This window comes from Arthrobacter sp. 8AJ, from assembly GCF_902506025.1.
Classification (GTDB): Bacteria; Actinomycetota; Actinomycetes; order Actinomycetales; family Micrococcaceae; genus Arthrobacter.
The window spans coordinates 1,665,518-1,690,298 of the sequence record NZ_LR733289.1; the positions used below are offsets into that span (position 1 = coordinate 1,665,518).

A 24,781-nucleotide genomic window follows, 5' to 3' on the forward strand; every position below is an offset into this window, starting at 1 on the left:
GGACAGCGTTCCGGAACGGACCCTAGGCTGGCGCTTATGAAGCTGACCAAATACACCCATGCCTGTGTCCGGCTCGAGAAGGAAGGCGGGGTCCTGGTCCTGGATCCCGGAACCTTTTCCGAATCAGCGGAGGCGCTGTCCGGGGCCCACGCCGTACTGGTGACGCACGAACACGCTGACCATTTGGACACCAAGGCCGTGGTGGAGGCCCTCCAGGGCAGCCAGCACCTTGAGCTCCACGCTCCCGCCGGCGTGGCGGAGCAGCTGCGCCAGGAGGCTCCGGGTGCCGCGGACCGCATCCACGCGGTGGATCCGGGGTCCTCGTTCCAGGCGGCGGGCTTCGACATCCGCAGCTTTGGCGGCCAGCATGCCCTGATCCACCCCCAGATTCCCATGGTGGCCAACATCGGCTTCCTGGTGGACCAGAACGTGTACCACCCGGGGGATTCCTTCATCATTCCGGATGGCATCACGGTCCAGACACTCCTGGTTCCGCTGCACGCCCCCTGGAGCAAGTCCGCCGAGGTAGTGGACTTTGTGATCGGGGTGCGGGCACCGCGTGCGTTCCAGATCCACGACGGGCTGCTCAACGACAACGGCCTGGGAATCGTCGAAGGGCACGTCAAACGGATCGGGGCCAAGTACGGCACGGAGTACCGGCACCTGGCACCGCGCGAGTCGGTGGAGGTCTAGCCGGTCCACTCCCCGGTGTCCAGGAAGCGCGCAATCACCGCTTCGTACGGCGCCGGGTCCAGTCCCTGGCCGGCCAGCCAGTCCCGGTTCCAGTAGTTGCCCGCATAGCGTTCGCCGCCGTCGCACATCAAGGACACGATGCTGCCCCGGCGTCCCTCCGCCAGCAGGCCGGCAATTGTCTGCCAGACGCCCCACAGGTTGGTGCCGGTGGACGGACCGGCGTGCAGGCCCGCGAAGGAGTGCAGGTGGCGCATCGCAGCAACGGACGCCGCATCGGGGACCTGGACCATCCTGTCGATCACCGTGGGAATGAAGCTGGGCTCCATCCGCGCCCGGCCAATGCCTTCGATCCGCGAAGGCAGGCCCGTGGGCTGTGCGGCTGATTCCCCCAGCCAGCCGGGGTAGAACGCGGAGTTTTCCGGGTCCACCACCAGCAGCCTGGTGGGATGGCTGTGGTACCGCAGGTACCGGCCGATCGTGGCGCTGGTTCCGCCGGTGCCGGCGCCCACCACGATCCAGTCCGGCACCGGGTGCGGCTCCAGGCTGAGCTGGCCAAAGATCGATTCGGCGATGTTGTTGTTGCCGCGCCAGTCCGTGGCCCGTTCCGCATAGGTGAACTGGTCCATATAGTGCCCGTTGCAGGTGGCAGCCACCTCTTCCGCCGCCGCGTAGACGTCAGAGGCGTTTTCCACCAGCAGGCATGAACCGCCGAACTTCTCGATCAGCGCGATCTTCTCCGGGCTGGTGGTGCGTGCCATGACGGCGACGAAGGGCAGACCCAGCAGCTGGGCGAAGTACGCCTCCGAAACAGCGGTGCTTCCGCTGGAGGCCTCGACGATGGTGGTGTCCTCCCGGATCCAGCCGTTGACCAGGCCGAACAGGAACAGCGACCTGGCCAGCCGGTGCTTGAGGCTGCCGGACCGGTGGGTGGACTCGTCCTTGAGGTACAGCTGGATGCCCCAGTGCTCCGGCAGGGCCACCGAGTAGAGGTGGGTGTCTGCCGAACGGTTGTTCTCCGCCGTGATGGTGCGGATGGCCTGGTCCGCCCAGTCCCGGTCCGTTCCGCCGCTGCCCGTGCCGGTGCTGCCCTCGATCTTCACCGCACCAGCCTACCCGCGGCAGCCGGACTGCCCGTCTAAAGTTGGACCGTTGCCGGCGCCAGCACATGGCCCGTATTCCGCAGAAGGAGCACCATGGAGCCATTGATCGACGTCCCTGGCCTTGAAGCCAGGCTTGCTTCCGGGCTCCGGACGGTACTGCTGGACGTGCGGTGGGTGCTGGGCGATCCGCATGGCCAGGACCACTACCTGGCGGAGCACCTGCCGGGCGCGGTGTTCGTTGACCTGGCCACGGAGCTTGCTGATCCGGCCGTGCCGGACCGGGGCCGGCATCCGCTGCCGTCCCGCGACCGTTTCCAGGAGTCGGCCCGCCGGTGGGGCCTGCGGAACGGTGACGTGGTGGTTGCCTACGATGACAGCGGGAACATGGCGGCGGCCAGGCTGTGGTGGATGCTGCGCGACGCCGGCGTCCGCGAGGTCTACCTGCTCGACGGCGGTTTGGGCGCCTGGCGTGCCGCCGGCCTGCCGCGTGAGGCGGGCCCGGTCCATCCCGTCCCCGGCGATGTTGAGCTGGGCACCGGGCAGATGCCCGTGGCCGACGCCGGTGCTGCCGCCACCTGGCCGCAGAGCGGCCTGTTGCTCGACGCGAGGGCGGGGGAGCGGTACCGGGGCGAGATTGAACCGGTGGATCCACGTGCCGGCCACATTCCCGGAGCAGTCAGCGCCCCCACCGCTGCGAACCTGGACCAGGCCGGGCGGTTCCTTGCCCCGGCCGAGCTGCGGCGGAGGTTCGAATCCCTGGGCGTGCAGGACGGCCGGCCGTTGGCCGTCTACTGCGGTTCCGGCGTCACGGCGGCGCATGAGGTGGCCGCACTGGAACTGGCCGGGTTCTCCGCTGTGCTCTACCCTGGCTCCTTCTCGGAGTGGTCCAACCGCCCGGACCTGCCGGTCGCCACCGGCGCGGAACCTGGGGACGGCGCGGCTCCGGGTGGAATCTCCGGCGGAGCCGGGGGTAGCGTCGCACTATGACACCAGGACGTCCCGTACCACCGCCCCTTGCCCATCCCATTCCGCCCGTGGCCGGAGCCGCGCCCGCAGCCGCCGGAGCCCCAGCAGTGGCAGCCCCGGACTCCGGCGTGCGCGCCGCAGCGTACGGCGCCGTGTCCGGAGCCAGCGGGCTGGTGCCGCTGACGGTCGCCAGACGCGCCCCAAAACCGGACGATGTGGAAATCGCCATCGAGTTCTGCGGGCTCTGCCACTCCGACGTGCACGCCACCCGCGGAGAATGGGGCGGCCAGACATACCCCCTGGTCCCCGGCCACGAAATCGTGGGAACGGTCAGCAGGACCGGTTCGAACGTCACCGATTTCGCAGTGGGCGACCGCGTGGGCGTTGGCTGCATGGTGGACTCCTGCCGCGAATGCGAAAGCTGCCTGGACGGCCTTGAGCAATACTGCGAAAAGGGGATGACCGGCACCTACGGCGCAAAGGACCGGCGGAACGGGGACGCCATCACCCAGGGCGGTTATGCGTCGTCCATCGTGGTGGACCGCCGCTACGTCCTGCGCGTACCGGAATCGCTGGATCCGGCAGCCGCCGCGCCACTGTTGTGTGCCGGCGTCACCACATTTTCGCCGCTGCGCCACTTCGACGTGGAGGAAGGCGACGTGGTGGGCGTCGTGGGGCTTGGCGGCCTGGGCCACATGGCGGTCAAGCTGGCCAAGGCCATGGGCGCGAAGGTGGTGGTGTTCACTACATCCGAATCCAAGGTTGCGGCCGCCCTGGAACTGGACGCGGATGAGGTTGTCCTGTCCCGCGATGAGGCCGCGATGGCCGCCGCGAACCGCAGCATCGACCTCATCATCGATACTGTTGCGGCCCCCCACGACCTGAACCCCTTCTTCCGCACCCTGCGCGTGGATGGCGCGCTCTTCCAGCTGGGGCTGCCCTCCGAAGCCATGCCGCCGGTCAATCCGGGTGCCCTGATCCGTCGCAGGATCGCCTATGCAGGCTCACTGATCGGCGGCATTGCCGAAACGCAGGAGATGCTCGACTTCTGCGCCGAGCACGGCGTGGCTGCCGATATCGAGATGGTGGCCGCCGGACAGCTGAATGAAGCCTACGACCGGATGGTCGCTGGAGACGTAAAGTACCGGTTCGTGCTGGACACCAGCACGCTGCAGGCAGCAGCCGAGGAGGCAGACGCATGAGCACCCTGTTCACAAAGATCCTGAAGGGCGAGATTCCCGGCCGGTTCGTCTGGCGCGAGGACGACGTCGCGGCGTTCCTTACCACCGGACCGCTTGCCGACGGCCACACACTGGTGGTCCCCACCGAAGAAGTGGACCGGTGGACTGACGCCACGCCGGAGACCCTGGCCAGGGTCATGGAAGTGGCACGGCGGATCGGTGCGGTCCAGGTGGACATCTTCCGCGCCCGGCGGGCCGGGCTGATCGTGGCCGGCTACGAGGTCAACCACCTGCATGTGCACGTGTGGCCGTCGCAAAGCATGGCCGACTTCGACTTCGGCTCAGCGGACCAGAATCCCGATCCCGCAGTACTGGATGCCAACGCCGAAAAGCTCCGCGAGGGCCTCCGGACGGCCGGCTACGGGGACTTCGTACCTGCGGCCTGACGTCCCGTCATCGTCCTGCGTGCCCGGCTTTTGCCGGCCGGGCACGCAGGACGCGCTGAGCAGCAGAAGGTGTTCAGGCCGGGGCGAGGGCCTTGTTCAGCACTGTTCGGATGCGCTTCTCGGACACGGAGTAGGCAGTTCCGAGCTCGACGGCGAACAGGCTCACCCGGAGTTCCTCGATCATCCAGCGCACCTGGGTTAACTCCCGTCCGGCACGCCGCCCCGGCAGCAGCGCCGACACGGCGTCGTCGTAGTCGTCTTCCAGCCGTTGCACCACTGCCATGTTCAGGGCATCCCGCTGCACGTTCCCGGGCAGGCGCTCCAGCCGCTTCTCGATGGCCGCAAGGTACCGCGGAAGCTGGCTGAGCTGGGCGTAGCCCGTGCGTGCCACAAAACCCGGGTACACCAGTTGCTCCAGCTGGCTCCTGACGTCGTTCAGCGCACTGATCAGGGCCAGGCTGGTGGTGCCCTTGAGCTGCTTTTCGATCCGCCGGGTGCTGGCCAGGATGCGCTCGACGACGGCCGTGACCGTGAAGACGGTGTCAATCAGTTCAGCGCGCACCAGCTCATACAGGGCGTCAAAGGCCTGGCGGTCCCAGGGCAGTTCCGGTGGCGTGAGCTTGTCGATGGCCGCCAGCGCACAGTCCGCGATCAGGGCCGACACCGAGCCGTGCGGGTTCTGGCTGAACGTGAGTTTCTCGGTGTTGCTCAGGTGCTCCAGGACGTAGCGGTCCGGCGCCGGAACGCGCAGTGCCAGCAGCCGGATCACCCCGCCGCGCATGGCGTCGAGCTGTTCTTCTGACGTCTGGAACACGCGCAAGGCTACCGTCTTGCCCTGGTCCACCAGCGCCGGATAACCGGTAACTGTGTGGCCCTTGACCATGCTGCTCACCTGGCGTTTGATGGTGCCGAAGGTCCATTCGGTCAGGCCTTCCTGCTCCACGAACCCTGCCGTGGCCGGGGCTCCCGGCACCCCGGCGCCCTGCTGACGGGCCGGTGGGCCGCCGTCGGACGCCTTTCCCTTCCGGCGCTGCCCGTTAGGGGCGGCTCCGGGCGCAGTGGAGGCCGGGGTGGCGCCAAGCGATTCGGCGATGGCACGCCGGGTGGCGGGGGCAAGCTGCTCCTGAAGCCCGGCGAGGTCCTTGCCCTCGCCCAGGACTTTGCCCTTGCTGTCCACCACCTTGAAACTGACGCGCAGGTGCGGGGGGACCGCGTCCCAGTTCCAGGAGCCGGGCGGGATGACCACGCCGCGGATCCGCCGCAGCGCAAGCTCCAGCGAGGGCTCCAGATCGTCCGTGGCGGGATCGAAGTCGGACTCGAGGACGGCAACTGCCTGCCGGGCGACATCGGGGGCGGGGACGAAGTTCTTCCGGATCTGCTTGGGCAACGACTTGATCAGGGCGGTCACCAGCTCCACCCGCTGGCCGGGGATCAGCCACCGGAACGGGGCGTCGTCGAGCTGGTTCAGGAACAGGACCGGCACTTCGGCAGTGACGCCGTCGGACGGGTCGGGGGCTGAGCCCGGTGCCACCGGATGGAATTCGTACGTCAGCGGAAGCTCGAAGCCCTTGTGCAGCCAGGTCTTCGGGTAGGCGGAGACGTCCAGGTCGTCGGCGTCATCGCTGAGGAGCAGCGACTTGTCGTAATCCAGGAGGTCCGGGTTCTCCCGGCGGGCATCCTTCCACCACTTGTCGAAGTGCCGCTCGGACACCACGTCAGGGCCGATCCTGGCGTCGTAGAACTCGAACAGCGTTTCGTCATCCACCAGCAGGTCGCGGCGGCGCATGCGGGCCTCGAGTTCCTCCACCTCGTGCAGGAGCGCCCGGTTGCGGTGGAAGAACTTGTGGTGGGTACGCCAGTCGCCCTCCACCAGGGCATGCCGGATAAACAGCTCACGGGCCACCACCGGATCCACCCGGCCGTAGTTGATCCGCCGCTGGGCAATGATCGGAACACCGTAGAGGGTGACCTTTTCGTAGGCCATGACCGCGCCCTGCCTGGTGGACCAATGGGGTTCGCTGTAGCTGCGCTTCACCAGGTCCGGGGCCACCTGCTCAGCCCATACCGGATCGAATTTGGCGGCCACCCTGGCCCACAGCCGGCTGGTCTCCACCAGCTCGGCCGCCATGACAAACGTGGGGGACTTCTTGAACAGCGCCGATCCGGGGAAGATCGCGAAGCGGCTGCCCCGGGCGCCGGCGTATTCGCGCTTGCGCTCGTCCAGGATGCCGATGTGGCTCAGGAGTCCGGAGAGCAGGCTGATATGGATGCCGTCGTGGTTGCCCACGGGATCCGCCAGGCGCTTGTTGTCCAGCGTGATCCCCAGCGGCCGTGCGAGCTGGCGCAGTTGGGCGAAGAGGTCCTGCCATTCCCGCACCCGCAGGTAGTTGATGAACTCGGCGCGGCACAGCCGCCGGAAGGCCGAGGACGAGAGCTCCTGCTGCTTCTCCTGCAGGTAGTTCCAGAGGTTGAGGTAGCCGGTGAAGTCCGAGTTTTCGTCCCGGAAGCGGTTGTGCTTTTCCGCGGCAAGTTGCTGCTTGTCGGTGGGCCGTTCGCGCGGGTCCTGGATGGTGAGCGCGGCAGCCAGCACCATGACCTCGCGGACGCAGCCGCGCTTTCCCGCTTCCACGATCATGCGGCCCAGGCGCGGATCCACGGGCAGCTGGGCAAGTTTCTGCCCGACGGCGGTGAGGCCGCCGCCCTGCGGCCCGCCCCTGCCGCCGGCTGCTTCAGCCTTGGTCCCGGTACCCTGGGCGCGCGGGGGAGCCAGGGCGCCGAGCTCGCGAAGGAGGGTGACGCCGTCGTTGATGGCCCGGGTTTCCGGCGGTTCGACGAAGGGGAAGTCCTCCACATCCTTGGGCCCCCTAGCCACGCCCATGGCCGTCATCTGGAGGATGACGGCGGCGAGGTTGGTCCGCAGGATCTCAGGATCGGTGAACCGGGGCCGGGATTTGAAGTCGTCCTCGGAGTACAGCCGGATGGCGATGCCGTCGGACACGCGGCCGCAGCGGCCCGAGCGCTGGTTGGCCGAGGCCTGCGAGACGCGCTCGATGGGCAGGCGCTGGACCTTGGTGCGGTGCGAGTACCGGGAAATGCGGGCGGTGCCGGTATCGATGACGTATTTGATGCCCGGAACTGTCAGTGACGTTTCCGCCACGTTGGTGGCCAGCACGATCCGTCGCTTGCTGCCCGGATGGAACACCTTGTGCTGCTCCTGCAGGCTCAGGCGCGCAAAGAGGGGAAGGATCTCGGTGTTGGCCAGCCTGCGGTTGGACTGGATGCGGGCCTGCAACGCTTCCGCGGCGTCCCGGATTTCGCGCTCGCCGGAGAAGAAGACCAGGATGTCCCCAGGGGCTTCGGCGGCAAGCTCGTCCACGGCATCGCAGACGGCGTCCAGCGGATCCCGGTCCTCCTCAAGTTCATCGTCCGAGGCGTCTTCTTCGTCCGCTTTCGGCTGCGAGAGGGGGCGGTAGCGGATTTCCACCGGGTAGGTCCGGCCGGACACCTCCACAATGGGGGCCGGGTCTTCCGGGGTACCGAAGTGCTTGGCGAACCGTTCGGGATCAATGGTGGCCGAGGTGATGATGACCTTCAGGTCCGGCCGCTGGGGGAGGACCCGCTTGAGGTAGCCCAGGATGAAGTCGATGTTGAGGCTGCGTTCGTGCGCCTCGTCAATGATGATGGTGCTGTACTTGCGCAGCAGTTTGTCCCGCTGGATCTCGGCGAGCAGGATGCCGTCGGTCATGAGTTTGACCTTGGTCGCCTTGCTGACCTCACCCGTGAACCGGACCTGGAAGCCTACTTCCTGCCCGATCTCGACACCGAGCTCCTCTGCGATGCGCTCCGCCACGGTCCGCGCTGCCAGCCGGCGGGGCTGGGTGTGCCCGATGAGGCCTTTCTCGCCCAGTCCCAGTTCCAGGCACATTTTGGGGATCTGGGTGGTCTTTCCGGAGCCGGTCTCGCCGGCGATGATGGTCACCTGGTTGGCGGCGATGGCGGCCATCAGGTCCTCGCGGCGCTCGGAAACCGGCAGCTCGGCGGGATAGGAGATATGAAAAGTCATGGCTGCAGACAGTCTACTGCCGTAGGGAACCGCCCCTTCGTCGTTTCCCGGCCGCCGGCCGCCGGCCGTCGGCCGCCCTCAGCCGGGCCCGCCGGTGTCCGCGCCGGGAAGTGGTCCGCCGGCTTCCTCCGCGGCGGCCCGCGCGGTATCAACCAGGATGCGCCATGGACCGGTGAGGGCATGCTCGGGCAGGGCAGCCCTGCGCTGCCCGGCCGTGATGGAGTAGATGAAGCGGTCCGGCCGGGGCGCCTCGAAGGCCGCCGCGGCCGCCCGTGGAGTGCTGGGAACCGCATCCCACGGGCAGGCCTCGACAATGGGCTGCCACTGGCTGAGGTCGCTGTCCGTCCGGGCGTCCACCGTCCACACGCGCGTGATCGCCGCGATCCCGCCGGTGCGCTCCACCTTGATCTTCATGGCCTGGCCCCTGGGCTTCCATACGGCCCGGGGCCAGTGAGCGGGCCGCCGGGCAGTGGTTAAACCTTGACCTTCACAGTTTCCCACGCCGCCCCCACGGCGTCATGCTCCGGGGACTCCGCACCAAAAAGGTCGGCGGCAGCGCGGACCGTGGCACGGGCAAAGACGGTGAACGTGGCGGCGGGCGGCAGGGAACCGTTGGTCAGGGTCTCATACCAGATCCGGCCCGGAGCCTCCCACGCGCAGCCGCCCAGTGCCTCCGCCACCAGGTAGAAGGCGCGGTTGGGGATGCCGGAGTTGATATGCACGCCGCCATTGTCCGCGCTGGTCCGGACGTAGGAGTCCATGGAGTCAGGCTGGGGGTCCTTGCCCAGCACGTCGTCGTCGTACGCGGTCCCCGGCGCCTTCATGGACCGCAGGGCCCGCCCCTGGACCTTGGACGTAAAGAGCCCTTCCCCGATCAGCCAGCTTGCCTGCGCGGTGGTCTGGTTCTTGACGTACTGCTCAACGAGCGCGCCGAAGACGTCGGACATGGATTCGTTCAGGGCACCCGCCTGGTTGCGGTACACAAGCCCCGCCGAGTACTGGGTGACCCCGTGTGCCAGCTCGTGACCGATGACGCTGACGGATTTGGTGAAGCGCTCGAAGACGTCGCCGTCGCCGTCGCCGAAGACCATCTGGCTGCCGTTCCAGAAGGCATTGTCGTACAGCTTGCCGAAGTGCACCGTGGCGTCCAGCTTCAGCCCTCGGCCGTCCACCGAATCCCGCCCGAAGGCGTCGGCATACAGCCTGTGCGTGTTCCCCAGCCCGTCATAGGCCTCGTCCGTAGCGGCATCGCCGGTGGCGGGTCCGCCTTCTTCGCGGACAGGCCTGCCCGGGAGGGTTTCGTCCCCGCCGGCGTCGTAGACGGCGCGGTTGACGGGTCCTGGCTTTTCCGGCCGCAGGCCCGGCGGAAGGGCCGGAACAGCCTGCGAACGCGCAGCCTGGAACGATTCGACGTGGCCCAGCGCCTTCCTGGCGGCGCTTGCCGCGGACGAGAACTCCGGCGCATCCTGCTGCGCCAGCCGCCGCAGCATGTACGGCGGAATGATTGAACAGAATGGAACGTGCATGGCGTACCCCCTCAACTCGGTGAAATCAGCCTAAGAGGAGCCACCGACAATGACAGGGACGCCACCGGCACGAATTCAGCAGCCGCCGGGCGCTGGAGCGGGCAGGGCTGGGTACGGTAGGCGCATGGCTGAAACCGAAAAGCGAACAAAATCCAGCTCCACCCTGCTGACTGTCATCATCGCCTTCGTGGCGAATGTGCTCGTGGCGGCGGCAAAGTCAGTGGCCGCTGTCCTTTCCGGCTCGGCCTCGATGGCCGCGGAGGCAGCGCATTCCTGGGCGGATACCGGAAACCAGGTGTTCCTGTTCTTCGCGGAGCGCCGCTCTGCCCGGCCCCGGGACAAGAGCCACCCCATGGGATACGGCCGGGAAGCCTATGTCTGGTCGATGTTCGCCGCGTTCGGCCTTTTTACCGCCGGGGCAGTGGTGTCCATCATGCACGGCATCCAGGAGATCATTGCCCCTGAACCGGCTGCGGACTTCACCGTGGCGTACATCGTCCTTGCCGTGGCCTTCGTCTTCGAGGGAGTCTCCTTCGTCCAGGCGTTCCGCCAGACCCGGAAGGCGGCCCACGAGCTGGAACGGCACACCCTTGAACAGGTCCTGATCAGCTCCGATCCCACCCTGCGCGCGGTCTTCGCCGAGGATGCCGCCGCGCTGATCGGCCTCGTGGTGGCGTTCGTGGGCGTATTCCTGCACCAGGTCACCGGCTCGCCCCTGCCGGACGCGATCGGTTCGATCGTCGTCGGCGTGTTGCTCGCCGTCGTCGCGGTTGTCCTGATCGACCGCAACAGGCGCTTCCTGGTGGGCCAGGGCGTCACCCCGGACATCGAGCGCTCCATGGCCCGGCGGGTGCTGGAGCACCGCGACATCGCCCGGCTCACCTACCTGCACCTGGAATTCGTCGGCCCGCGCAAGCTGTACCTGGTGGCGGCGGTGGATCTGGAGGGGGACCACCCGGAGCACGAGGTGGCGGTGGCCCTGCGCCGGATTGAGCGTGAGCTGGAGGACCACGAAACGGTAGAGGAAGCCGTCCTGACCCTGGCAACCCTTGACGAGGCAGCCCTGCGTTTCTGAGCCAGCGCCTTCCGGCGGCCCGGACCGGCAGGGGGCAGGACGCACGGGAACGAAAAAACCCCGCCGCTTCAAGAAGCGGCGGGGTTTCCATGTGCCCTCGGTAGGATTCGAACCTACGGCCTTCTGCTCCGGAGGCAGACGCTCTATCCCCTGAGCTACGAGGGCAATTTCCGGATATCCTGCCGTTCCCGGCGGGACGTCCTAGAGCTTAGCAGGAAGGTGGCCCGCAAGGGAAAACCGCCGCCCGGACCAGTCCGGGGTGGTTGCCGAAGCAGCCTCAGTAGCCCGAGAAAGAGTCCGTCCGGACCCGCCGCGCCCCGGCCCGCCTGGCCGCGCGGCGGAGGGATGCGACGCTTGCGGGCGAGCCGGAAACGTAAACCTCCCGGCGGTCGATATCCGGGACAAGCGCCGCAAGCGCCGTTCCATCCAGCCGGCCGGACGCGCCGGGGGTGGCGGCGGACGCGGAGGCCAAGCCGGCAGGCGGGTCGGAGCCATCCGCCAGCCGCACCAGTACACGCATGCCGGACGTCCGGAGTTCTTCCGCGTAGGCCACCTCATCAGCGCTCCTGGCCAGGAGCAGGAGCACAGCGTCCCGCTGCCGCAGGGCCCCGGAAGACAGGTGCGACACAAATGGCGTGATGCCGATGCCCGCCGCGATGAGCAGCACCGGCCGGCGGGGATCCCGCGGCAGGACGAAGTCGCCGCCCACCGCCGTGGCTGTCACTTCGTCACCCGGCTGCAGCGCCAGGAGCGCCGCCTTTGCCGCCGACAGAGGGCCCGCCGTCCGGACGCCGAACTTCACCAGGCGATCGCCAGGGGAGCCGGTCAGGCTGAACACCCGGCGCCGGCCTTTTCCATCCGGCCTGGCCTGCGGCAGGTCCAGCTCCATGTACTGTCCGGGGAGGAAACGTACCGGGCGGGCGGGCTCGAACGAGAACTCGGCGGTGGTGGGCGTCAGCGGGCGGGTCCCTGCGAACCGGAGCTTTACGGCCCCGCGCTGGCCCGCCAGGAAAGCCAGCAGGTTGCCCGCCAGCAGCGCCGCCTCCGGGGAGTTGGCCACAATGCCCAACTTCCACGGCACCGCGAAGAGCACCCCAACCACAGCTGCAAGTGCCAGCTGCTGGGGCCGCCGCGGCGGCAATGTCAGGGGCTCGGTCAGCATGAAGCCCACAAAGAAGAGCACAGGACGCTGGGCGAGGGCCTGCCAGACGCCCATCCCGGCCGTCATCCCCGAGCGAAGCAGTTCAAGGGTAATGATCGCGGTGGCTGCCCCCGTGAACACGGATGCCATCAGCACCTTGCGTGTCCGGTGCAGGACCACCAGCACGCCCGGGACCAGCACCCAGAGCATGGCCGGCGTCGCGGCCCACCACGTGGCGATGTTCAGCCCGGTGAGTCCGGTGGCAAACGCGCCGGCCGCGGCGGGATTGAATATGTGCCGTCCGCGCCACGCCAGTGCGTATTTGGACGCCGACGCCAGCACGCACGCCAGCGCCACCCCCGCCAGGTCCCTCGGTTGCAGGGACGGCCAGAACAGGAAATAGAGCAGCAGGCCGGTGATCAGCGAGGACTCGGTATGGGGGTTGACCCGGAAGAGTGCCGCCAGGGCCCGGTTGGCGGCGTAGGTCAAGCCCAGGCACAGCGCCAGGTGTGCCAGCATTTCCGGGATTCCGAACGTCAGCCAGCCCAGCACATTCAGCAGCAGGCTGTAGGCGGCGAGTACTGCCAGGACCACAAGGATGAGCCGGTACATGGTGAACCTGCCCACGGCGGTGCCTATCCGGCCCGTCAGGGAGGGTGCCGGACCGGTTTGTGGTGTGTCCACGGGGCTCATGCGAACAGCTTCCCTTCGAATTCGGTGGAATAGGCTGCGCTGCCGTCGGAAAAGACCGTCAGCCAGGAAAAGTCGAACGCCTCCTGGAGCAGGGCGCCCGGAACGAAGAAGAGGGCGGTGGCGAGGGCATCGGCAACCATGGCCGTCTCCGCCAGTGCCCAGGTGGCGACGGCGGTCCGGACCGGCTGCCCGGTGGTTCCGTCCAGGACGTGGTGCAGTCCGTCGCCCCAGGCGCGCCGGTTGGCGGCCGAGGCACACAGGGCCCGGCCCTCCAGGTCCACCACGCCAATCGCCTGTGCCGGGTTGTAGGGGTGTTCAAGCGCCACGCTGACGGGTCCGGTTCCGCGGGCCAGCAGGTCCCCGCCGGCATCAATGACGAACCCGCCCACACCGGCGGCCGCCAGCTCCTGCGCCAGCAGGTCCACCAGCAGGCCCTTGCCGGCGGCGCCAATGTCCAGGACCACAGGGGCGCCGGCAGTCAGGACCGTTCCGGACCACGTGAGGACCGATTCCCAGTCCGGTGCCGGGAGCGGCGGCCCTGCTGCCCGGAGGGAGTACGCTGCGTCATACCCCAGTCGCTCCAGGCTCCCGCCTATGAGGGGTGTCATGGCGCCGTTCGTCAGGTCGTAAAGCTGCCGGTACAGCTCACCCAGTGGCGCGGCCTCCTCCGGGAAGGAGTAGCGTCCGGGCCGCCGGGCCATGGCTGCAACGCGGGAGTCGGCGCGGAAACGGGACCACTCGCCGTCGAACTTTTCCACCCTGCCCAGGACCCGTGTCCGCACGGCTGCGGGCAAGGGCAGGGGAGTGGTGATGTGCCAGCCGGTGCCGATCGCCTGGAACGAAAAGTCTTCCCGGTCCGTCGCGGACACCGCCTAGTGCGCCTCCGCCTTGATCTTCTCCAGCGCCTGGTTGAACCCTCCGCTGGTCAGTGAGGACCCGGACACCTTGGAAACGTTGAGTTCATCGATGTTCCTGCCCACCACCTGGGCTGCGATGCCCCCGGCGAACTGGCCCTGGAATTTGCGGGTGTTGGGGTTGGACGGGTGCTGGGTGATCTGGACGTCCGTGACTTTTCCCGCTGCCAGCGTCAGCTGAACACCCACCGTTTCCGTGCCGTTGGGCGAGACGTAGTTGCCGTCCGCACTGTAGGTGCCGTCTTTGTAGGTGCCGCCGCTGCCGGCCAGGGCGGAGGATCCGGCAGTGGGGGCGCCCGGTGCCGCGGCAGTACCGGGGGTGCTGTCGGCGGTGGACGGCGCGCAGCCCGCCACGGTTCCCGCCAGGGACAGCCCTGCGATACCGGCGAAGAGGCTTCTCCGGAGCAGGACTGTGGAAACAGAAGGGCCTTTCAAGGACAAATCACTCCCGGGAGTGATGGGGCTTTTAGGGATGGAGGGTCTCATGAAGGCTCTCGTTTCTCTGTGGGCTGTTCACTTCCGTGGGGCTGCCACCTGCTGTGGGGCGGCGCCGTGCGGCAGTGGCTACGGTTGAGTCAACGCCGGATCCGCCCGAATGGTTCACGGAACCGGCCCGGAAGATTCCTTTTCCACGCCGCGGGGGGCGTGCACAGCCCAAATTCTTTGCTGTCACTGGCCCCCGGTACGCTAGAGGGGTGACTCCCGAAGAACTTTCCCTCGCCATATCCGCCTGCCTCAAGGACGCCGTCGCCGCCGGCGATATCGACCTTGCGGCATCAGCCATTCCGGCTGAGGTGCGCGTGGAGCGACCCAAGAACCGGGACCACGGCGACTGGGCCACCAACATCGCCCTCCAGCTCGCCAAGCAGGCCGGCACCAACCCGCGCGAATTCGCCGCCGTCCTCAGCAGCCGGCTCAAGTCCATCGACGGCGTCTCCGCCGTGGATATCGCCGGGCCCGGATTCCTGAACATCACCGTGGACGCCGCAGCCGCCGGTGCCCTGGCCAAGGCCATCGTCGAGGCCGGCAAGGACTACGGCACCAACACTGCGCTCGCCGGACGCACCGTCAACATGGAGTTCGTCTCCGCCAACCCCACCGGGCCGCTGCACATCGGGCACACCCGCTGGGCCGCCCTGGGCGACTCGATCGCCCGCGTGCTGCGCGCTTCGGGCGCTGATGTCACCGCGGAGTACTACATCAACGACGCCGGCTCGCAGATGAACACCTTCGCCAACTCCGTCTACTCCCGCCTGCACGGCCTTCCGGTGCCGGACGGCGGCTACCCCGGGCAGTACATCGCCGAGCTTGGCCATGAAGTCCTCACCGCGCACCCGGACATCCGTGAGCTCACCGAAGTGGCCGCCCTGCCGGTCATCCGGGCCGCCGCCTACGAGGCCCAGATGAAGGACATCAAGGCCACCCTGGCGGACTTCGGCGTCGAGTTCGACGTCTTCTTCTCCGAGCAGGAGCTGCACGACGCCGGCGCCATTGAGAGTGCCGTGGCGCGCCTTCGCGAGCAGGGCCACGTGTTCGACGACGGTGGTGCGGTGTGGCTGCGGACCACGGACTTTGGCGACGACAAGGACCGCGTCATGATCCGCGCCAACGGCGAGCCCACGTACTTCGCCGCGGACGCTGCCTACTACCTGTCCAAGAAGGACCGTGGCTTCACGGAGAAGATCTACCTCCTGGGCGCCGACCACCACGGCTACATCAACCGGCTCAAGGCCATCGCCGCCGCTGCCGGTGACGATCCCGAGGTGAACATCGAAGTCCTGATCGGCCAGCTGGTGTCCGTCAACGGCGCTAAGCTGTCCAAGCGCGCCGGCAACATCATCGAACTCAAGGACCTGATCGACTGGCTGGGCAAGGACGCCGTCCGCTACTCCCTGGCACGGTTCCCCGCCGACTCGCCGCTGACCCTTGATCCGGAACTGCTGAAGAAGCACAGCAACGAGAATCCGGTGTTCTACGTCCAGTACGCCCACGCCCGCTCCCGGGGCGCCGCGCGCAACGCTGTGGCCGCCGGCGTCGAACGCCAGGTGGACGGCCAGGACAGCTTCGATGCGTCGCTCCTGGACCACGCCACGGAAAACGAGCTGCTGTCCTACCTGGGCAGCTACCCGTCCATCGTGGCCAAGGCTGCCGAACTGCGCGAACCGCACCGCGTGGCGCGCCACCTGGAGGCCATCGCAGGGGCGTACCACCGCTGGTACGACGCCTGCCGTATTGCCCCCATGGGTGAAGAACCCGTCACGGACCTCAACCGCACCCGGCTCTGGCTTAATGACGCCACCAGCCAGGTGTTGGCGAACGGCCTTGACCTGCTGGGCGTTTCCGCGCCGGAACGGATGTAGGACCCATGACGCACACAGCAGCACAGGGCTCTCCGCTTGCCCCGGAGTGGCTTGCCGTTCCGGATGACCTCAATGCCCTCCACGAACCGATGTGGGCCGGCGACGCAGCGCGCAACGCCGACGGTGAACTCGCCATTGGCGGCATCCCCGTCAGCGAGTTGCAGCGGCAATACGGGACCCCGCTGTTCGTGATGAGCGAGAACGACTTCCGTGCCCGGGCCAGGGCATTCAGCGACGCGTTCAACAACGCCTTCGCGGATATCTGCGGGGGAGTGGACGTCTACTACGCCGGCAAGTCGTTCCTCTGCACCGCGGTGGTCCGCTGGGTGGAGGAAGAGGGGCTGCGGCTGGACACGGCCTCGGGCGGGGAACTCGCCGTGGCCTACCGGGCCGGAATTCCCGGGGCGGACGTCGCCCTGCACGGCAACAACAAGTCCGACGGCGAGATCCACAGGGCGCTTGACATGGGCCTGGGGCGGATCGTGGTGGACAGCCTCGATGAGCTCGTGCGCGTCGGTGCGATCGCGCAGGGGCGCGGGGAGCAGGCGAAGGTCATGCTGCGGCTCACCCCCGGCGTGCATGCCCACACGCACGAATTCATCGCCACCGCCCACGAGGACCAGAAGTTCGGCCTCTCCATGGCGGCCGACACCACCGATGAAGCCGGGATCTCCGCTGCCGAGGAAGCGGTGGCCGCTGCATCAGCGGATCCCGGCATCGAGCTGCTGGGCCTGCACTGCCACATCGGCTCCCAGATCTTCGAGCCGGACGGCTTTGCGCTGGCCGCCGAGAAGCTGCTGCGGTTCCTGGCCGCCATGCAGGAAAAGTACTCCATCATCCTGCCGGAACTGGACCTTGGCGGCGGCTACGGGATCGCCTACACGCCGGTGGACACCCCGCGCCCTGCCGCGGAGATCGCCAACGCGATGGCCGCCGTCGTGCGTTCCACGTGCGCCGAACTGGGCATCGACGCGCCGCGCATCTCCATTGAACCGGGACGCGCGATCGTTGGCAGCACTACCTTCACCCTGTACGAAGTGGGCACGCTGAAGACGGTCCGCGTGGACGCACCCGGCACGTCCGGTGACGGTGACGCGGGCAACAACGTTACGTATCCCCGCCGGTATGTTTCGGTGGACGGCGGCATGAGCGACAACGCCCGCCCGGTGCTGTACGACGCGGATTATTCGGCAGTCCTGGCCTCCCGCACCTCCAGCGCCGCCCCGCAGCTGTCCCGCGTAGTGGGCAAACATTGCGAGAGCGGCGACATAGTTGTTAGAGATGTATATCTGCCCGAGGACGTGGCAGCCGGTGATCTGCTTGCTGTACCGGGAACCGGCGCCTACTGCTGGGCCCTCTCGAGCAACTACAACTATCTGGCCCGGCCGGGCGTTGTCGCGGTGCGCGACGGATCTTCCCGGCTGATTGTCCGCGGGGAAACCGAAGAAGATCTGCTGAACCGCGACATGGGAGCCTGAATGACGGAAATGCGAACGCTGAAAGTAGCCCTGCTGGGCTGTGGCAACGTTGGAGCCCAGGTTGCGCGGATCCTCATTGAGGACGCCGACGCCCTCGCTGCCCGCACCGGTGCCCGCCTGCAGCTCAGCGGCATCGCCGTGCGCAACGTCAACGCCGCCCGCGACGTGGACCTGCCGCAGGAGCTCTTCACCACCGACGCCGAAACCCTCGTCAAGGACGCGGACCTGGTGATCGAACTGATGGGCGGCATCGAGCCTGCCCGCACCCTGATCCTCTCCGCGCTGCGCAACGGCGCCTGCGTGGTCACCGGCAACAAGGCACTCCTGGCCCAGGACGGCCCCACGCTCTACGAAGAAGCGGACAAAGCCGGCGTCCAGCTGTCCTACGAGGCCGCCGTGGCCGGCGCCATCCCGATCCTGCGCCCCATCCGCGACAGCCTCTCGGGCGACCGCATCACCCGGGTGCTGGGCATCGTCAACGGCACCACCAACTTCATCCTTGACCAGATGGACACCACCGGCGCCCAGTTCGCCGACGCCCTCGCCGAAGCCCAGCGCCTTGGCTACGCCGAAGCGGACCCCACTGCCGACGTCGAAGGCCACGACGCCGCGGCGAAAGCCGCCATCCTCGCGTCACTGTCCTTCCACACCCGCTTTGCGCTGGACGATGTCCACTGCGAGGGAATCACGTCCGTCAGTGCTTCGGACATCGCCGCCGCAAAGGACGCCGGCTTCGTCATCAAGCTGCTGGCCATCGCGGAGAAACTGACCGACGCCGACGGCAAGGAAGGCGTGTCCGTCCGCGTACACCCCACCCTGCTGCCGCGCGAACACCCGCTGGCCGCCGTCCGCGGTGCCTTCAACGCGGTATTCATCGAGGCCGAAAACGCCGGAGAGCTGATGTTCTACGGCCAGGGCGCCGGGGGCACCCCGACGGCATCCGCTGTCCTGGGCGACCTCGTGTCAGCAGCCAGGCGCCTGGTCCTGGGCGGTCCCGGCCGCACCGAAACCACCACGGGCCACGTTCCCGCGCTGCCCATCGACGCGGCCACCACGAGTTACTACATTGGCCTGGACGTCGCCGACCAGCCCGGCGTCCTGGCAAAGATCGCCCAGCTCTTCGCCGAGCACGGCGTTTCCATCGAAATCATGCGGCAGACCATCCACCGCGATTCAGCTTCCAACGTGGAGTCTGCCGAACTGCGGATCGTCACCCACCGTGCGTCAGAGGCTGCCCTTGCAGCCACCGTCGAGGCCGTGAAGGGCCTGGACGTCATCAATTCAGTTACATCCGTTTTGCGGGTAGAAGGAGTCTAAGTGGCTCACCAATGGCGCGGTGTCATCCGCGAATACGCTGACCGTCTGCCCGTGACGGAGTCCACCAGGGTCATCACCCTGGGCGAGGGCGGCACCCCGCTGGTGCACGCGCAGAAGCTCTCCGAACTCACCGGTTCCGAGGTCTACCTCAAGGTGGAAGGCATGAACCCCACCGGCTCCTTCAAGGACCGTGGCATGACCATGGCGATGACGGCAGCAGTTGCCTCCGGCGCGAAGGCCGTTGTGTGCGCTTCCACCGGCAACACGTCCGCCTCTGCTGCTGCCTACGCTACGGCCGCCGGCCTTAAGTGCGCGGTCCTGGTGCCCGAAGGCAAGATCTCCATGGGCAAGCTCAGCCAGGCGATCGCCCACGGGGCCACCCTGCTCCAGGTGGACGGCAACTTCGACAACTGCCTGGACATAGCCCGCAAGCTGGGGGAGTCCTACCCCGTCTTCCTGGTGAACTCGGTAAACCCCGCCCGCATCCAGGGCCAGAAGACCGGCGCCTTCGAAGTGGTCGATTCCCTGGGTGACGCACCGGACATCCACGTTCTGCCCGTGGGCAACGCCGGCAACATCACGGCCTACTGGAAGGGCTACAAAGAGTACTCCGCTCCCTTCGAATCGGAGACGGCCGGTACCCTTCCCGCCGTATCCACCAGGACACCTGCCATGTGGGGCTTCCAGGCCGCCGGTGCCGCCCCCTTCGTCGCAGGCCACCCCATCACAGAACCGGACACCATCGCCACTGCCATCCGCATTGGAAACCCGGCGTCCTGGGACGGTGCCGTCGGCGCCCGTGACGAATCCGGCGGGCTCATCGAGGCCGTCACCGATGAGGAGATCCTGAACGCCCACCGCTGGCTGTCGTCCAAGGAAGGCGTCTTCGTGGAGCCCGGTTCCGCCGCAGGCGTGGCCGGACTGCTCAAGAAGCACGCCGCCGGCGAGGTCCCCAGCGGAAAAACCATCGTCATCACCGTCACAGGCCACGGACTCAAGGATCCCCAGTGGGCCCTGCGCACCGAGGACGGCAGCGATGTCCAGCCGGTCAAGGTCCCCAACGACGTCGTCACCGTAGCCGCTGAGCTGGGACTGGAAGAAAGATAACCTTGGACACCACCTCGCAGGCCGCCGTCGGACTGCAACTGATTGAGCCGGGCCAGCGCGTCACCGTCCGCGTCCCCGCCACCACGGCCAACCTTGGTCCCGGCTACGACAGCCTGGGGCTTGCCCTGGCCCTGCACGACACCCTGACCGTGGAAAGCCTGGACACGGACGAACTCGTCTTTGACCTGCGCGGCGAAGGGGCGGAAACCCTTCCCCGGGATGCCAGCCACCTGGTGGTCCGGGCCATGGATGCGGCCTTTGAACGGCTGGGATTCCGCCACGGCGGCCTGAAGGTGACTGCCGAAAACGTCAACCCGCACGGCAGGGGGCTGGGCTCGTCCGCCTCGGCGGTCGTGGCGGCTGTGTCTGCCGCCAATGCCATGGTTCCAGCGGAAAACCAGCGCGGCCGCGACTGGATCCTGCAGCTCACCAGCGAAATGGAAGGCCACCCGGACAACGTCGCACCCGCGATTTTCGGCGGACTGGCGCTGTCATGGCAGGACAGTGAGCAGTACAGCAGCACCACTGCCACCGTGACCGGTTCGATCATCCCCATCGTGGCGGTACCCGACTTCGAACTGTCCACCGAAGCCGCCCGCGCCCTGCTGCCCGCATCAGTGGGACACCATGCGGCGGCCATGAATTCGGGCCGTGCGGCGCTGCTGATCCATGCATTGACGCAAAAGCCTGAGTTTCTCCTGCCGGGCACCGAGGACTACCTGCACCAGAGCTACCGGGCGGAAGCCATGCGGCCCAGTGCGGCGCTCATCGGCGCCCTCCGTAAAGCAGGCTACGCAGCAGTGGTTTCCGGCGCCGGGCCAACCGTCCTGGTGCTGGCCAACGGGGAAGCGCAGGCCAGTGATGCACTGGCCTTCATTGAGGCCTTTACATCGGAGAACACGCCGGACATTGGCTGGCGCGTTCTGAAGCTCGCAGTGGACGTTGAAGGTGCTAAGGTGGACGTGCACCGGCGGTAATTCCGCCTATCTGATCTGCTCCTGCATTCAGTTGCTGTTTGATCTACCACTGTGAATGTATTCCGGTGCCACCTGCTTGGTCTGTCGCAGGAACTGCAGCATCCAACTGCCCCTGAAGCGTCAGTCAGGCGTTGCGCCGTGGGCGCAGCGCAAGGTGAATCAGTATCCGGCCCTGCTGGCCGAAATCCAACCGGCAAGGCTGAAATCCGGCTGCAGATCTGAACTGCAGCCCAGATCAAATCATCGCGTCCAGCTCCCAGTCTGGACGCCGTCGAGGGGGAAGGATCCTTCGTGACCGAAACCACTGAGCTGTCGCCAGCTGTGGAACACACAACTTCTGCTGCCGAATCATCGGCCGCACCCGCCAAGAGCAGTGGCCTCGCCGGCCTGAAGCTCGCCCAGCTGCAGGCCCTCGCCAGCCAGCTCGGCATCTCCGGCGGCTCCCGCATGCGCAAGGGGGACCTGGTTTCGGCCATCTCCGCCCACCGCGCAGGGACCCTGACCGTCAAGACTCCTGCGAAGGCAACGGAAAAGGCTCCGGAAAGCAGCGTGGCTCCTGCCGCAGCCGCTCCGGAGGCCGCTGCCGCGGAAGCTCCTGCCGCTGAAGGCACCCGTGCCCGCGGACGCGGCCGCAACCGCCGCGCTGTCAGTGACGGCGTGGTTGCCCCGGCAACCGAAGCTCCCGTCGTGGAAACCGCTGCCGCACCTGCCGCTGCAGCCGTCGAGGCGCCGTCGGCCGCCCCCGCGGAAACCACCGAGGCAACGGAAGGCGCCCCCGAGCGCCGCCAGCCGCGCACCCGCAACCGCCGCCGCGGCGAAGCCGCTGCCGCCTCCGTCCAGGAAGCCCCGGTGGAAACCCCGGCAGAGCAGCCGGCCGCGGAACAGCGTGCAGGCGAACAGCGCACCGAAACCCCCGCAGAAGCAGGGGACGCCGGCCAGCGCACCGAACGCCGTGACGGCGGCCGCACCCGCGGCCGTGACAACACCCGCGATTCCGATGGCGGCCGCGACAATGCCGGCAGCCGCGAAGCCGGCCAGCGCGATGGCGGCCGGGACAACCGCGACAACGACGACGCCGACGGCGGAAGCCGCCGCAACCGCCGTAACCGCCGCGACCGGAATGACCGCAACGACCGTTCCGGCGGCCAGGACCGGGACAACTCGCGCAATGACCGCTTCCGCGACCGCAACGACCGCCGCCGCGGCCGCAACCAGGGCCCGGACGTAGACGACGTCGAGGTCACCGACGACGACGTGCTGCTGCCGGTCGCCGGCATCCTCGACGTCCTGGAGAACTACGCGTTCATCCGCACATCCGGTTACCTGCCCGGCCCCAACGACGTCTACGTCTCCCTGGCCCAGGTCAAGAAGTACAACCTGCGCAAGGGTGACGCCGTGGTAGGCGCAATCCGTGCACCGCGCGAAGGCGAAGACCGCAGCCAGCAGTCCAACCGCCAGAAGTTCAACGCCCTGGTCCGCGTCACGTCCGTCAACGGCAAGACGCCGGAAGAACTCAAGGACCGCGTCGAATTCGCCAAGCTGGTTCCGCTGTACCCGTCGGAGCGCCTGCGCCTCGAGACCGATCCCAAGAAGATCGGCCCCCGCGTCATCGACCTCGTCGCCCCGATCGGCAAGGGCCAGCGTGGCCTGATCGTCTCCCCGCCCAAGGCCGGCAAGACGCTCATCCTGCAGTCCATCGCCAACGCGATCACCACCAACAACCCTGAGGTCCACCTCATGATGGTGCTGGTTGACGAACGGCCCGAAGAAGTCACGGACATGCAGCGCACCGTCAAGGGTGAAGTCATTGCCTCCACCTTCGACCGTCCCGCAGACGACCACACAACTGTGGCCGAACTGTCCATCGAACGCGCCAAGCGCCTCGTGGAAATGGGCATGGACGTGGTGGTCCTCCTGGACTCCATGACCCGCCTGGGCCGCGCCTACAACCTGGCAGCACCGGCCTCCGGCCGCATCCTGTCCGGTGGTGTGGACTCCGCAGCCCTCTACCCGCCCAAGCGCTTCTTCGGTGCCGCCCGCAACATCGAAAACGGCGGCTCGCTCACCATCCTGGCCACCGCCCTCGTTGAGACCGGCTCCAAGATGGACGAGGTCATCTTCGAAGAGTTCAAGGGCACCGGCAACATGGAACTCCGCCTGTCCCGCCAGCTGGCAGACAAGCGCATCTTCCCGGCCGTGGATGTCAACGCATCCGGTACCCGCCGCGAAGAGAACCTGCTCTCGCCCGAAGAAGTCAAGATCATGTGGAAGCTGCGCCGCGTCCTCTCCGGACTCGAGACCCAGCAGAGCCTTGAACTGCTCACCAACAAGATCCGGGAAACCCAGAGCAACGTCGAGTTCCTCATGCAGGTCCAGAAGACGACGCTTGGTGCGAAGTCGGATAACGACAAATAGCTTAGTAAAGGGGCGGGGTGCCGGAAAATCCCGCGGCTTGGGGGCCGCGCGGATTTTCCGCCCCCGCCCCTTCGCGTGGCGGCTCAGTCCTGACGGACGTGAGCCGCCACGCTCCGGCAGGCCCGATGCCACTCCCGGGGCGGAAAATCCACGCGGCCGGCGCCAGCTCACCGGGTGCCCCGCATGCTTTGGGGTTGGATTCCTGTGCCTGACTAAACTAGGTGCAGAACGAAAGGTTTTGAAAAATGTTTGAGTCCGTACAGGGCCTGCTTGATGAGCATGACTCCATCCAGGCGCAGCTGGGGGATCCTGCTGTTTATGCTGACCAGCGGCTTGCCCGGAAGCTGGGGCGGCGGTCGGCTCAGCTCAATGGCATTGTTGAGGCCTACCACAAGTGGGAAGGCATCCGGGATGACCTTGCTGCCGCCAAGGAGATGGCTGCCGAGGATCCCGAGTTCGCTGCCGAGGTGCCTGAACTTGAGGCCGCGCTGGAGACGGCTGCCGCCAAGCTGCGGCGCCTGCTGATTCCGCGCGATCCGGACGACGCCCGCAACGTGATCCTCGAGGTCAAGGGCGGCGAAGGTGGCGACGAGGCTGCCCTGTTCGCCGGCGACCTGCTGCGCATGTACACCCGCTACGCGGAGTCCCGCGGCTGGAAGACCGAAATCATCTCCGCCACCGAATCGGACCTGGGCGGCTACAAGGACGTCCAGGTGGCCGTCAAAGGCAACTCGAACGACCCCGCTGAGGGCGTGTACGCCCGGCTTAAATTCGAAGGCGGCGTGCACCGCGTCCAGCGCGTGCCCGTGACCGAGTCCCAGGGACGCATCCACACCTCGGCTGCCGGCGTGCTGGTCCTGCCCGAAGTGGACGAGCCGGAAGAGCTCGAGATCAACCAGAACGACCTCAAAATCGACGTGTACCGGTCCTCGGGCCCGGGTGGCCAGTCCGTGAACACCACGGACTCCGCTGTGCGCATCACGCACCTTCCCACCGGCATTGTGGTGGCCATGCAGAACGAGAAATCGCAGCTGCAGAACCGTGAGGCCGGCATGCGCGTCCTCCGTGCCCGCATCCTGGCGCACCAGCAGGAGCAGATCGACGCCGCCAACTCGGAACAGCGCAAGTCGCAGATCCGCACCATGGACCGCTCCGAGCGCATCCGTACGTACAACTACCCGGAAAACCGGATCGCCGACCACCGCACCGGCTACAAGGCCTACAACCTGGACCAGGTCATGAACGGTGACCTGGAACCGGTCATCCAGTCGGCGATCGAAATGGACGAGCAGGCGCGGCTGGACGCCATCGGCGACTGATCGGAAGCTG

19 protein-coding genes and 1 tRNA gene are annotated in these 24,781 nt (G+C 67.4%); 12 read left to right on the forward strand and 8 right to left on the reverse strand.

Going from position 1 to position 24,781, the window contains the following annotated elements:
- Positions 1-36 precede the first annotated feature (36 nt).
- On the forward strand, positions 37-693 hold the full coding sequence (locus BACI349Y_RS07730; protein WP_159631621.1) for an MBL fold metallo-hydrolase: 657 nt from the start codon (positions 37-39) through the stop codon (positions 691-693).
- Here the strand turns inward: BACI349Y_RS07730 and BACI349Y_RS07735 are convergent.
- Positions 690-1,793 carry a PLP-dependent cysteine synthase family protein gene (locus tag BACI349Y_RS07735; protein ID WP_159631622.1) on the reverse strand — a complete coding sequence of 368 codons (1,104 nt, stop codon included), beginning with the start codon at positions 1,791-1,793 and terminating at the stop codon, positions 690-692. The genes BACI349Y_RS07730 and BACI349Y_RS07735 overlap by 4 nt on opposite strands.
- A gap of 93 nt (positions 1,794-1,886) precedes the next feature.
- On the opposite strand from BACI349Y_RS07735, the gene BACI349Y_RS07740 reads away from it, so the two are divergent.
- Genes BACI349Y_RS07740 through BACI349Y_RS07750 form a run of 3 tightly spaced genes read left to right on the forward strand, consistent with a single transcriptional unit; the run spans position 1,887 to position 4,386 of the window.
- The gene (locus BACI349Y_RS07740; RefSeq protein WP_159631623.1) at positions 1,887-2,780 is read left to right on the forward strand and encodes a sulfurtransferase; all 894 of its coding nucleotides are present in this window, start codon (positions 1,887-1,889) and stop codon (positions 2,778-2,780) included.
- Positions 2,777-3,961, forward strand: coding sequence for an NAD(P)-dependent alcohol dehydrogenase (locus BACI349Y_RS07745; RefSeq protein ID WP_159631624.1), 1,185 nt, complete (start codon positions 2,777-2,779; stop codon positions 3,959-3,961). Before BACI349Y_RS07740 ends, BACI349Y_RS07745 begins: the two co-directional genes overlap by 4 nt.
- On the forward strand, positions 3,958-4,386 hold the full coding sequence (locus tag BACI349Y_RS07750) for an HIT family protein (RefSeq protein WP_159631625.1): 429 nt from the start codon (positions 3,958-3,960) through the stop codon (positions 4,384-4,386). The genes BACI349Y_RS07745 and BACI349Y_RS07750 overlap by 4 nt, the downstream gene beginning before the upstream one ends.
- Positions 4,387-4,459: 73 nt before the next feature.
- Here the strand turns inward: BACI349Y_RS07750 and hrpA are convergent, their stop codons facing one another.
- The 3 genes from hrpA to BACI349Y_RS07765 all read right to left on the reverse strand — a co-directional run bounded on the left by hrpA (position 4,460) and on the right by BACI349Y_RS07765 (position 9,975).
- Complete coding sequence (gene hrpA / locus BACI349Y_RS07755) at positions 4,460-8,449, reverse strand: ATP-dependent RNA helicase HrpA (protein ID WP_159631626.1); 3,990 nt, start codon at positions 8,447-8,449, stop codon at positions 4,460-4,462.
- A 78-nt stretch (positions 8,450-8,527) separates the two neighbouring features.
- Positions 8,528-8,863 (reverse strand): protealysin inhibitor emfourin, encoded by a 336-nt coding sequence (locus BACI349Y_RS07760; RefSeq protein ID WP_159631627.1) that lies wholly within the window; start codon positions 8,861-8,863, stop codon positions 8,528-8,530.
- Between the two features lie 59 nt (positions 8,864-8,922).
- Positions 8,923-9,975 (reverse strand): M4 family metallopeptidase, encoded by a 1,053-nt coding sequence (locus tag BACI349Y_RS07765; protein ID WP_159631628.1) that lies wholly within the window; start codon positions 9,973-9,975, stop codon positions 8,923-8,925.
- Between the two features lie 124 nt (positions 9,976-10,099).
- On the opposite strand from BACI349Y_RS07765, the gene BACI349Y_RS07770 reads away from it, so the two are divergent.
- The gene (locus BACI349Y_RS07770; RefSeq protein WP_159631629.1) at positions 10,100-11,050 is read left to right on the forward strand and encodes a cation diffusion facilitator family transporter; all 951 of its coding nucleotides are present in this window, start codon (positions 10,100-10,102) and stop codon (positions 11,048-11,050) included.
- A 92-nt stretch (positions 11,051-11,142) separates the two neighbouring features.
- On the opposite strand, the gene BACI349Y_RS07775 is transcribed toward BACI349Y_RS07770, so the two are convergent.
- The 4 genes from BACI349Y_RS07775 to BACI349Y_RS07790 all read right to left on the reverse strand — a co-directional run bounded on the left by BACI349Y_RS07775 (position 11,143) and on the right by BACI349Y_RS07790 (position 14,170).
- Positions 11,143-11,215, reverse strand: a tRNA-Arg gene (locus tag BACI349Y_RS07775).
- 112 nt (positions 11,216-11,327) lie between these two features.
- Positions 11,328-12,884: a ferredoxin--NADP reductase gene (locus tag BACI349Y_RS07780; RefSeq protein ID WP_159631630.1), complete on the reverse strand. Its 1,557-nt coding sequence runs from the start codon at positions 12,882-12,884 to the stop codon at positions 11,328-11,330.
- Positions 12,881-13,753 carry an FAD:protein FMN transferase gene (locus BACI349Y_RS07785; RefSeq protein WP_159631631.1) on the reverse strand — a complete coding sequence of 291 codons (873 nt, stop codon included), beginning with the start codon at positions 13,751-13,753 and terminating at the stop codon, positions 12,881-12,883. Before BACI349Y_RS07785 ends, BACI349Y_RS07780 begins: the two co-directional genes overlap by 4 nt.
- Positions 13,754-13,756: 3 nt before the next feature.
- Positions 13,757-14,170, reverse strand: coding sequence for an FMN-binding protein (locus BACI349Y_RS07790; protein WP_236560997.1), 414 nt, complete (start codon positions 14,168-14,170; stop codon positions 13,757-13,759).
- 323 nt (positions 14,171-14,493) lie between these two features.
- On the opposite strand from BACI349Y_RS07790, the gene argS reads away from it, so the two are divergent.
- The 7 genes from argS (at position 14,494) to prfA (ending at position 24,771) form a co-directional block, all read left to right on the forward strand.
- Positions 14,494-16,158: an arginine--tRNA ligase gene (gene argS, locus BACI349Y_RS07795; RefSeq protein ID WP_159631632.1), complete on the forward strand. Its 1,665-nt coding sequence runs from the start codon at positions 14,494-14,496 to the stop codon at positions 16,156-16,158.
- 5 nt (positions 16,159-16,163) lie between these two features.
- Positions 16,164-17,636, forward strand: a complete 1,473-nt coding sequence (gene lysA / locus BACI349Y_RS07800) for a diaminopimelate decarboxylase (protein WP_159631633.1) — start codon at positions 16,164-16,166, stop codon at positions 17,634-17,636.
- Positions 17,637-18,953: a homoserine dehydrogenase gene (locus BACI349Y_RS07805; protein ID WP_159631634.1), complete on the forward strand. Its 1,317-nt coding sequence runs from the start codon at positions 17,637-17,639 to the stop codon at positions 18,951-18,953. It begins immediately after the preceding gene.
- Positions 18,954-20,060, forward strand: coding sequence for a threonine synthase (thrC, locus tag BACI349Y_RS07810; protein WP_159631635.1), 1,107 nt, complete (start codon positions 18,954-18,956; stop codon positions 20,058-20,060).
- 2 nt (positions 20,061-20,062) lie between these two features.
- Positions 20,063-21,037 (forward strand): homoserine kinase, encoded by a 975-nt coding sequence (thrB, locus tag BACI349Y_RS07815; RefSeq protein ID WP_159631636.1) that lies wholly within the window; start codon positions 20,063-20,065, stop codon positions 21,035-21,037.
- A 291-nt stretch (positions 21,038-21,328) separates the two neighbouring features.
- Entirely contained in the window at positions 21,329-23,452 is a 2,124-nt protein-coding gene (gene rho, locus BACI349Y_RS07820) for a transcription termination factor Rho (RefSeq protein WP_159631637.1), read from the forward strand.
- 245 nt (positions 23,453-23,697) lie between these two features.
- The gene (gene prfA, locus BACI349Y_RS07825) at positions 23,698-24,771 is read left to right on the forward strand and encodes a peptide chain release factor 1 (protein ID WP_159631638.1); all 1,074 of its coding nucleotides are present in this window, start codon (positions 23,698-23,700) and stop codon (positions 24,769-24,771) included.
- Positions 24,772-24,781 lie beyond the last annotated feature (10 nt).

Excerpts from the sequence above, each read along its gene's own strand:
- BACI349Y_RS07765 (WP_159631628.1), bottom strand. The coding sequence starts at position 9,975 with ATGCACGTTCCATTCTGTTCAATCATTCCGCCGTACATGCTGCGGCGG.
- BACI349Y_RS07730 (WP_159631621.1), top strand. The coding sequence starts at position 37 with ATGAAGCTGACCAAATACACCCATGCCTGTGTCCGGCTCGAGAAGGAA.
- BACI349Y_RS07740 (WP_159631623.1), top strand. The coding sequence starts at position 1,887 with ATGGAGCCATTGATCGACGTCCCTGGCCTTGAAGCCAGGCTTGCTTCC.
- BACI349Y_RS07760 (WP_159631627.1), bottom strand. The coding sequence starts at position 8,863 with ATGAAGATCAAGGTGGAGCGCACCGGCGGGATCGCGGCGATCACGCGC.
- BACI349Y_RS07805 (WP_159631634.1), top strand. The coding sequence starts at position 17,637 with ATGACGGAAATGCGAACGCTGAAAGTAGCCCTGCTGGGCTGTGGCAAC.
- BACI349Y_RS07750 (WP_159631625.1), top strand. The coding sequence starts at position 3,958 with ATGAGCACCCTGTTCACAAAGATCCTGAAGGGCGAGATTCCCGGCCGG.
- BACI349Y_RS07770 (WP_159631629.1), top strand. The coding sequence starts at position 10,100 with ATGGCTGAAACCGAAAAGCGAACAAAATCCAGCTCCACCCTGCTGACT.
- BACI349Y_RS07780 (WP_159631630.1), bottom strand. The coding sequence starts at position 12,884 with ATGAGCCCCGTGGACACACCACAAACCGGTCCGGCACCCTCCCTGACG.
- BACI349Y_RS07745 (WP_159631624.1), top strand. The coding sequence starts at position 2,777 with ATGACACCAGGACGTCCCGTACCACCGCCCCTTGCCCATCCCATTCCG.
- prfA (WP_159631638.1), top strand. The coding sequence starts at position 23,698 with ATGTTTGAGTCCGTACAGGGCCTGCTTGATGAGCATGACTCCATCCAG.
- hrpA (WP_159631626.1), bottom strand. The coding sequence starts at position 8,449 with ATGACTTTTCATATCTCCTATCCCGCCGAGCTGCCGGTTTCCGAGCGC.
- lysA (WP_159631633.1), top strand. The coding sequence starts at position 16,164 with ATGACGCACACAGCAGCACAGGGCTCTCCGCTTGCCCCGGAGTGGCTT.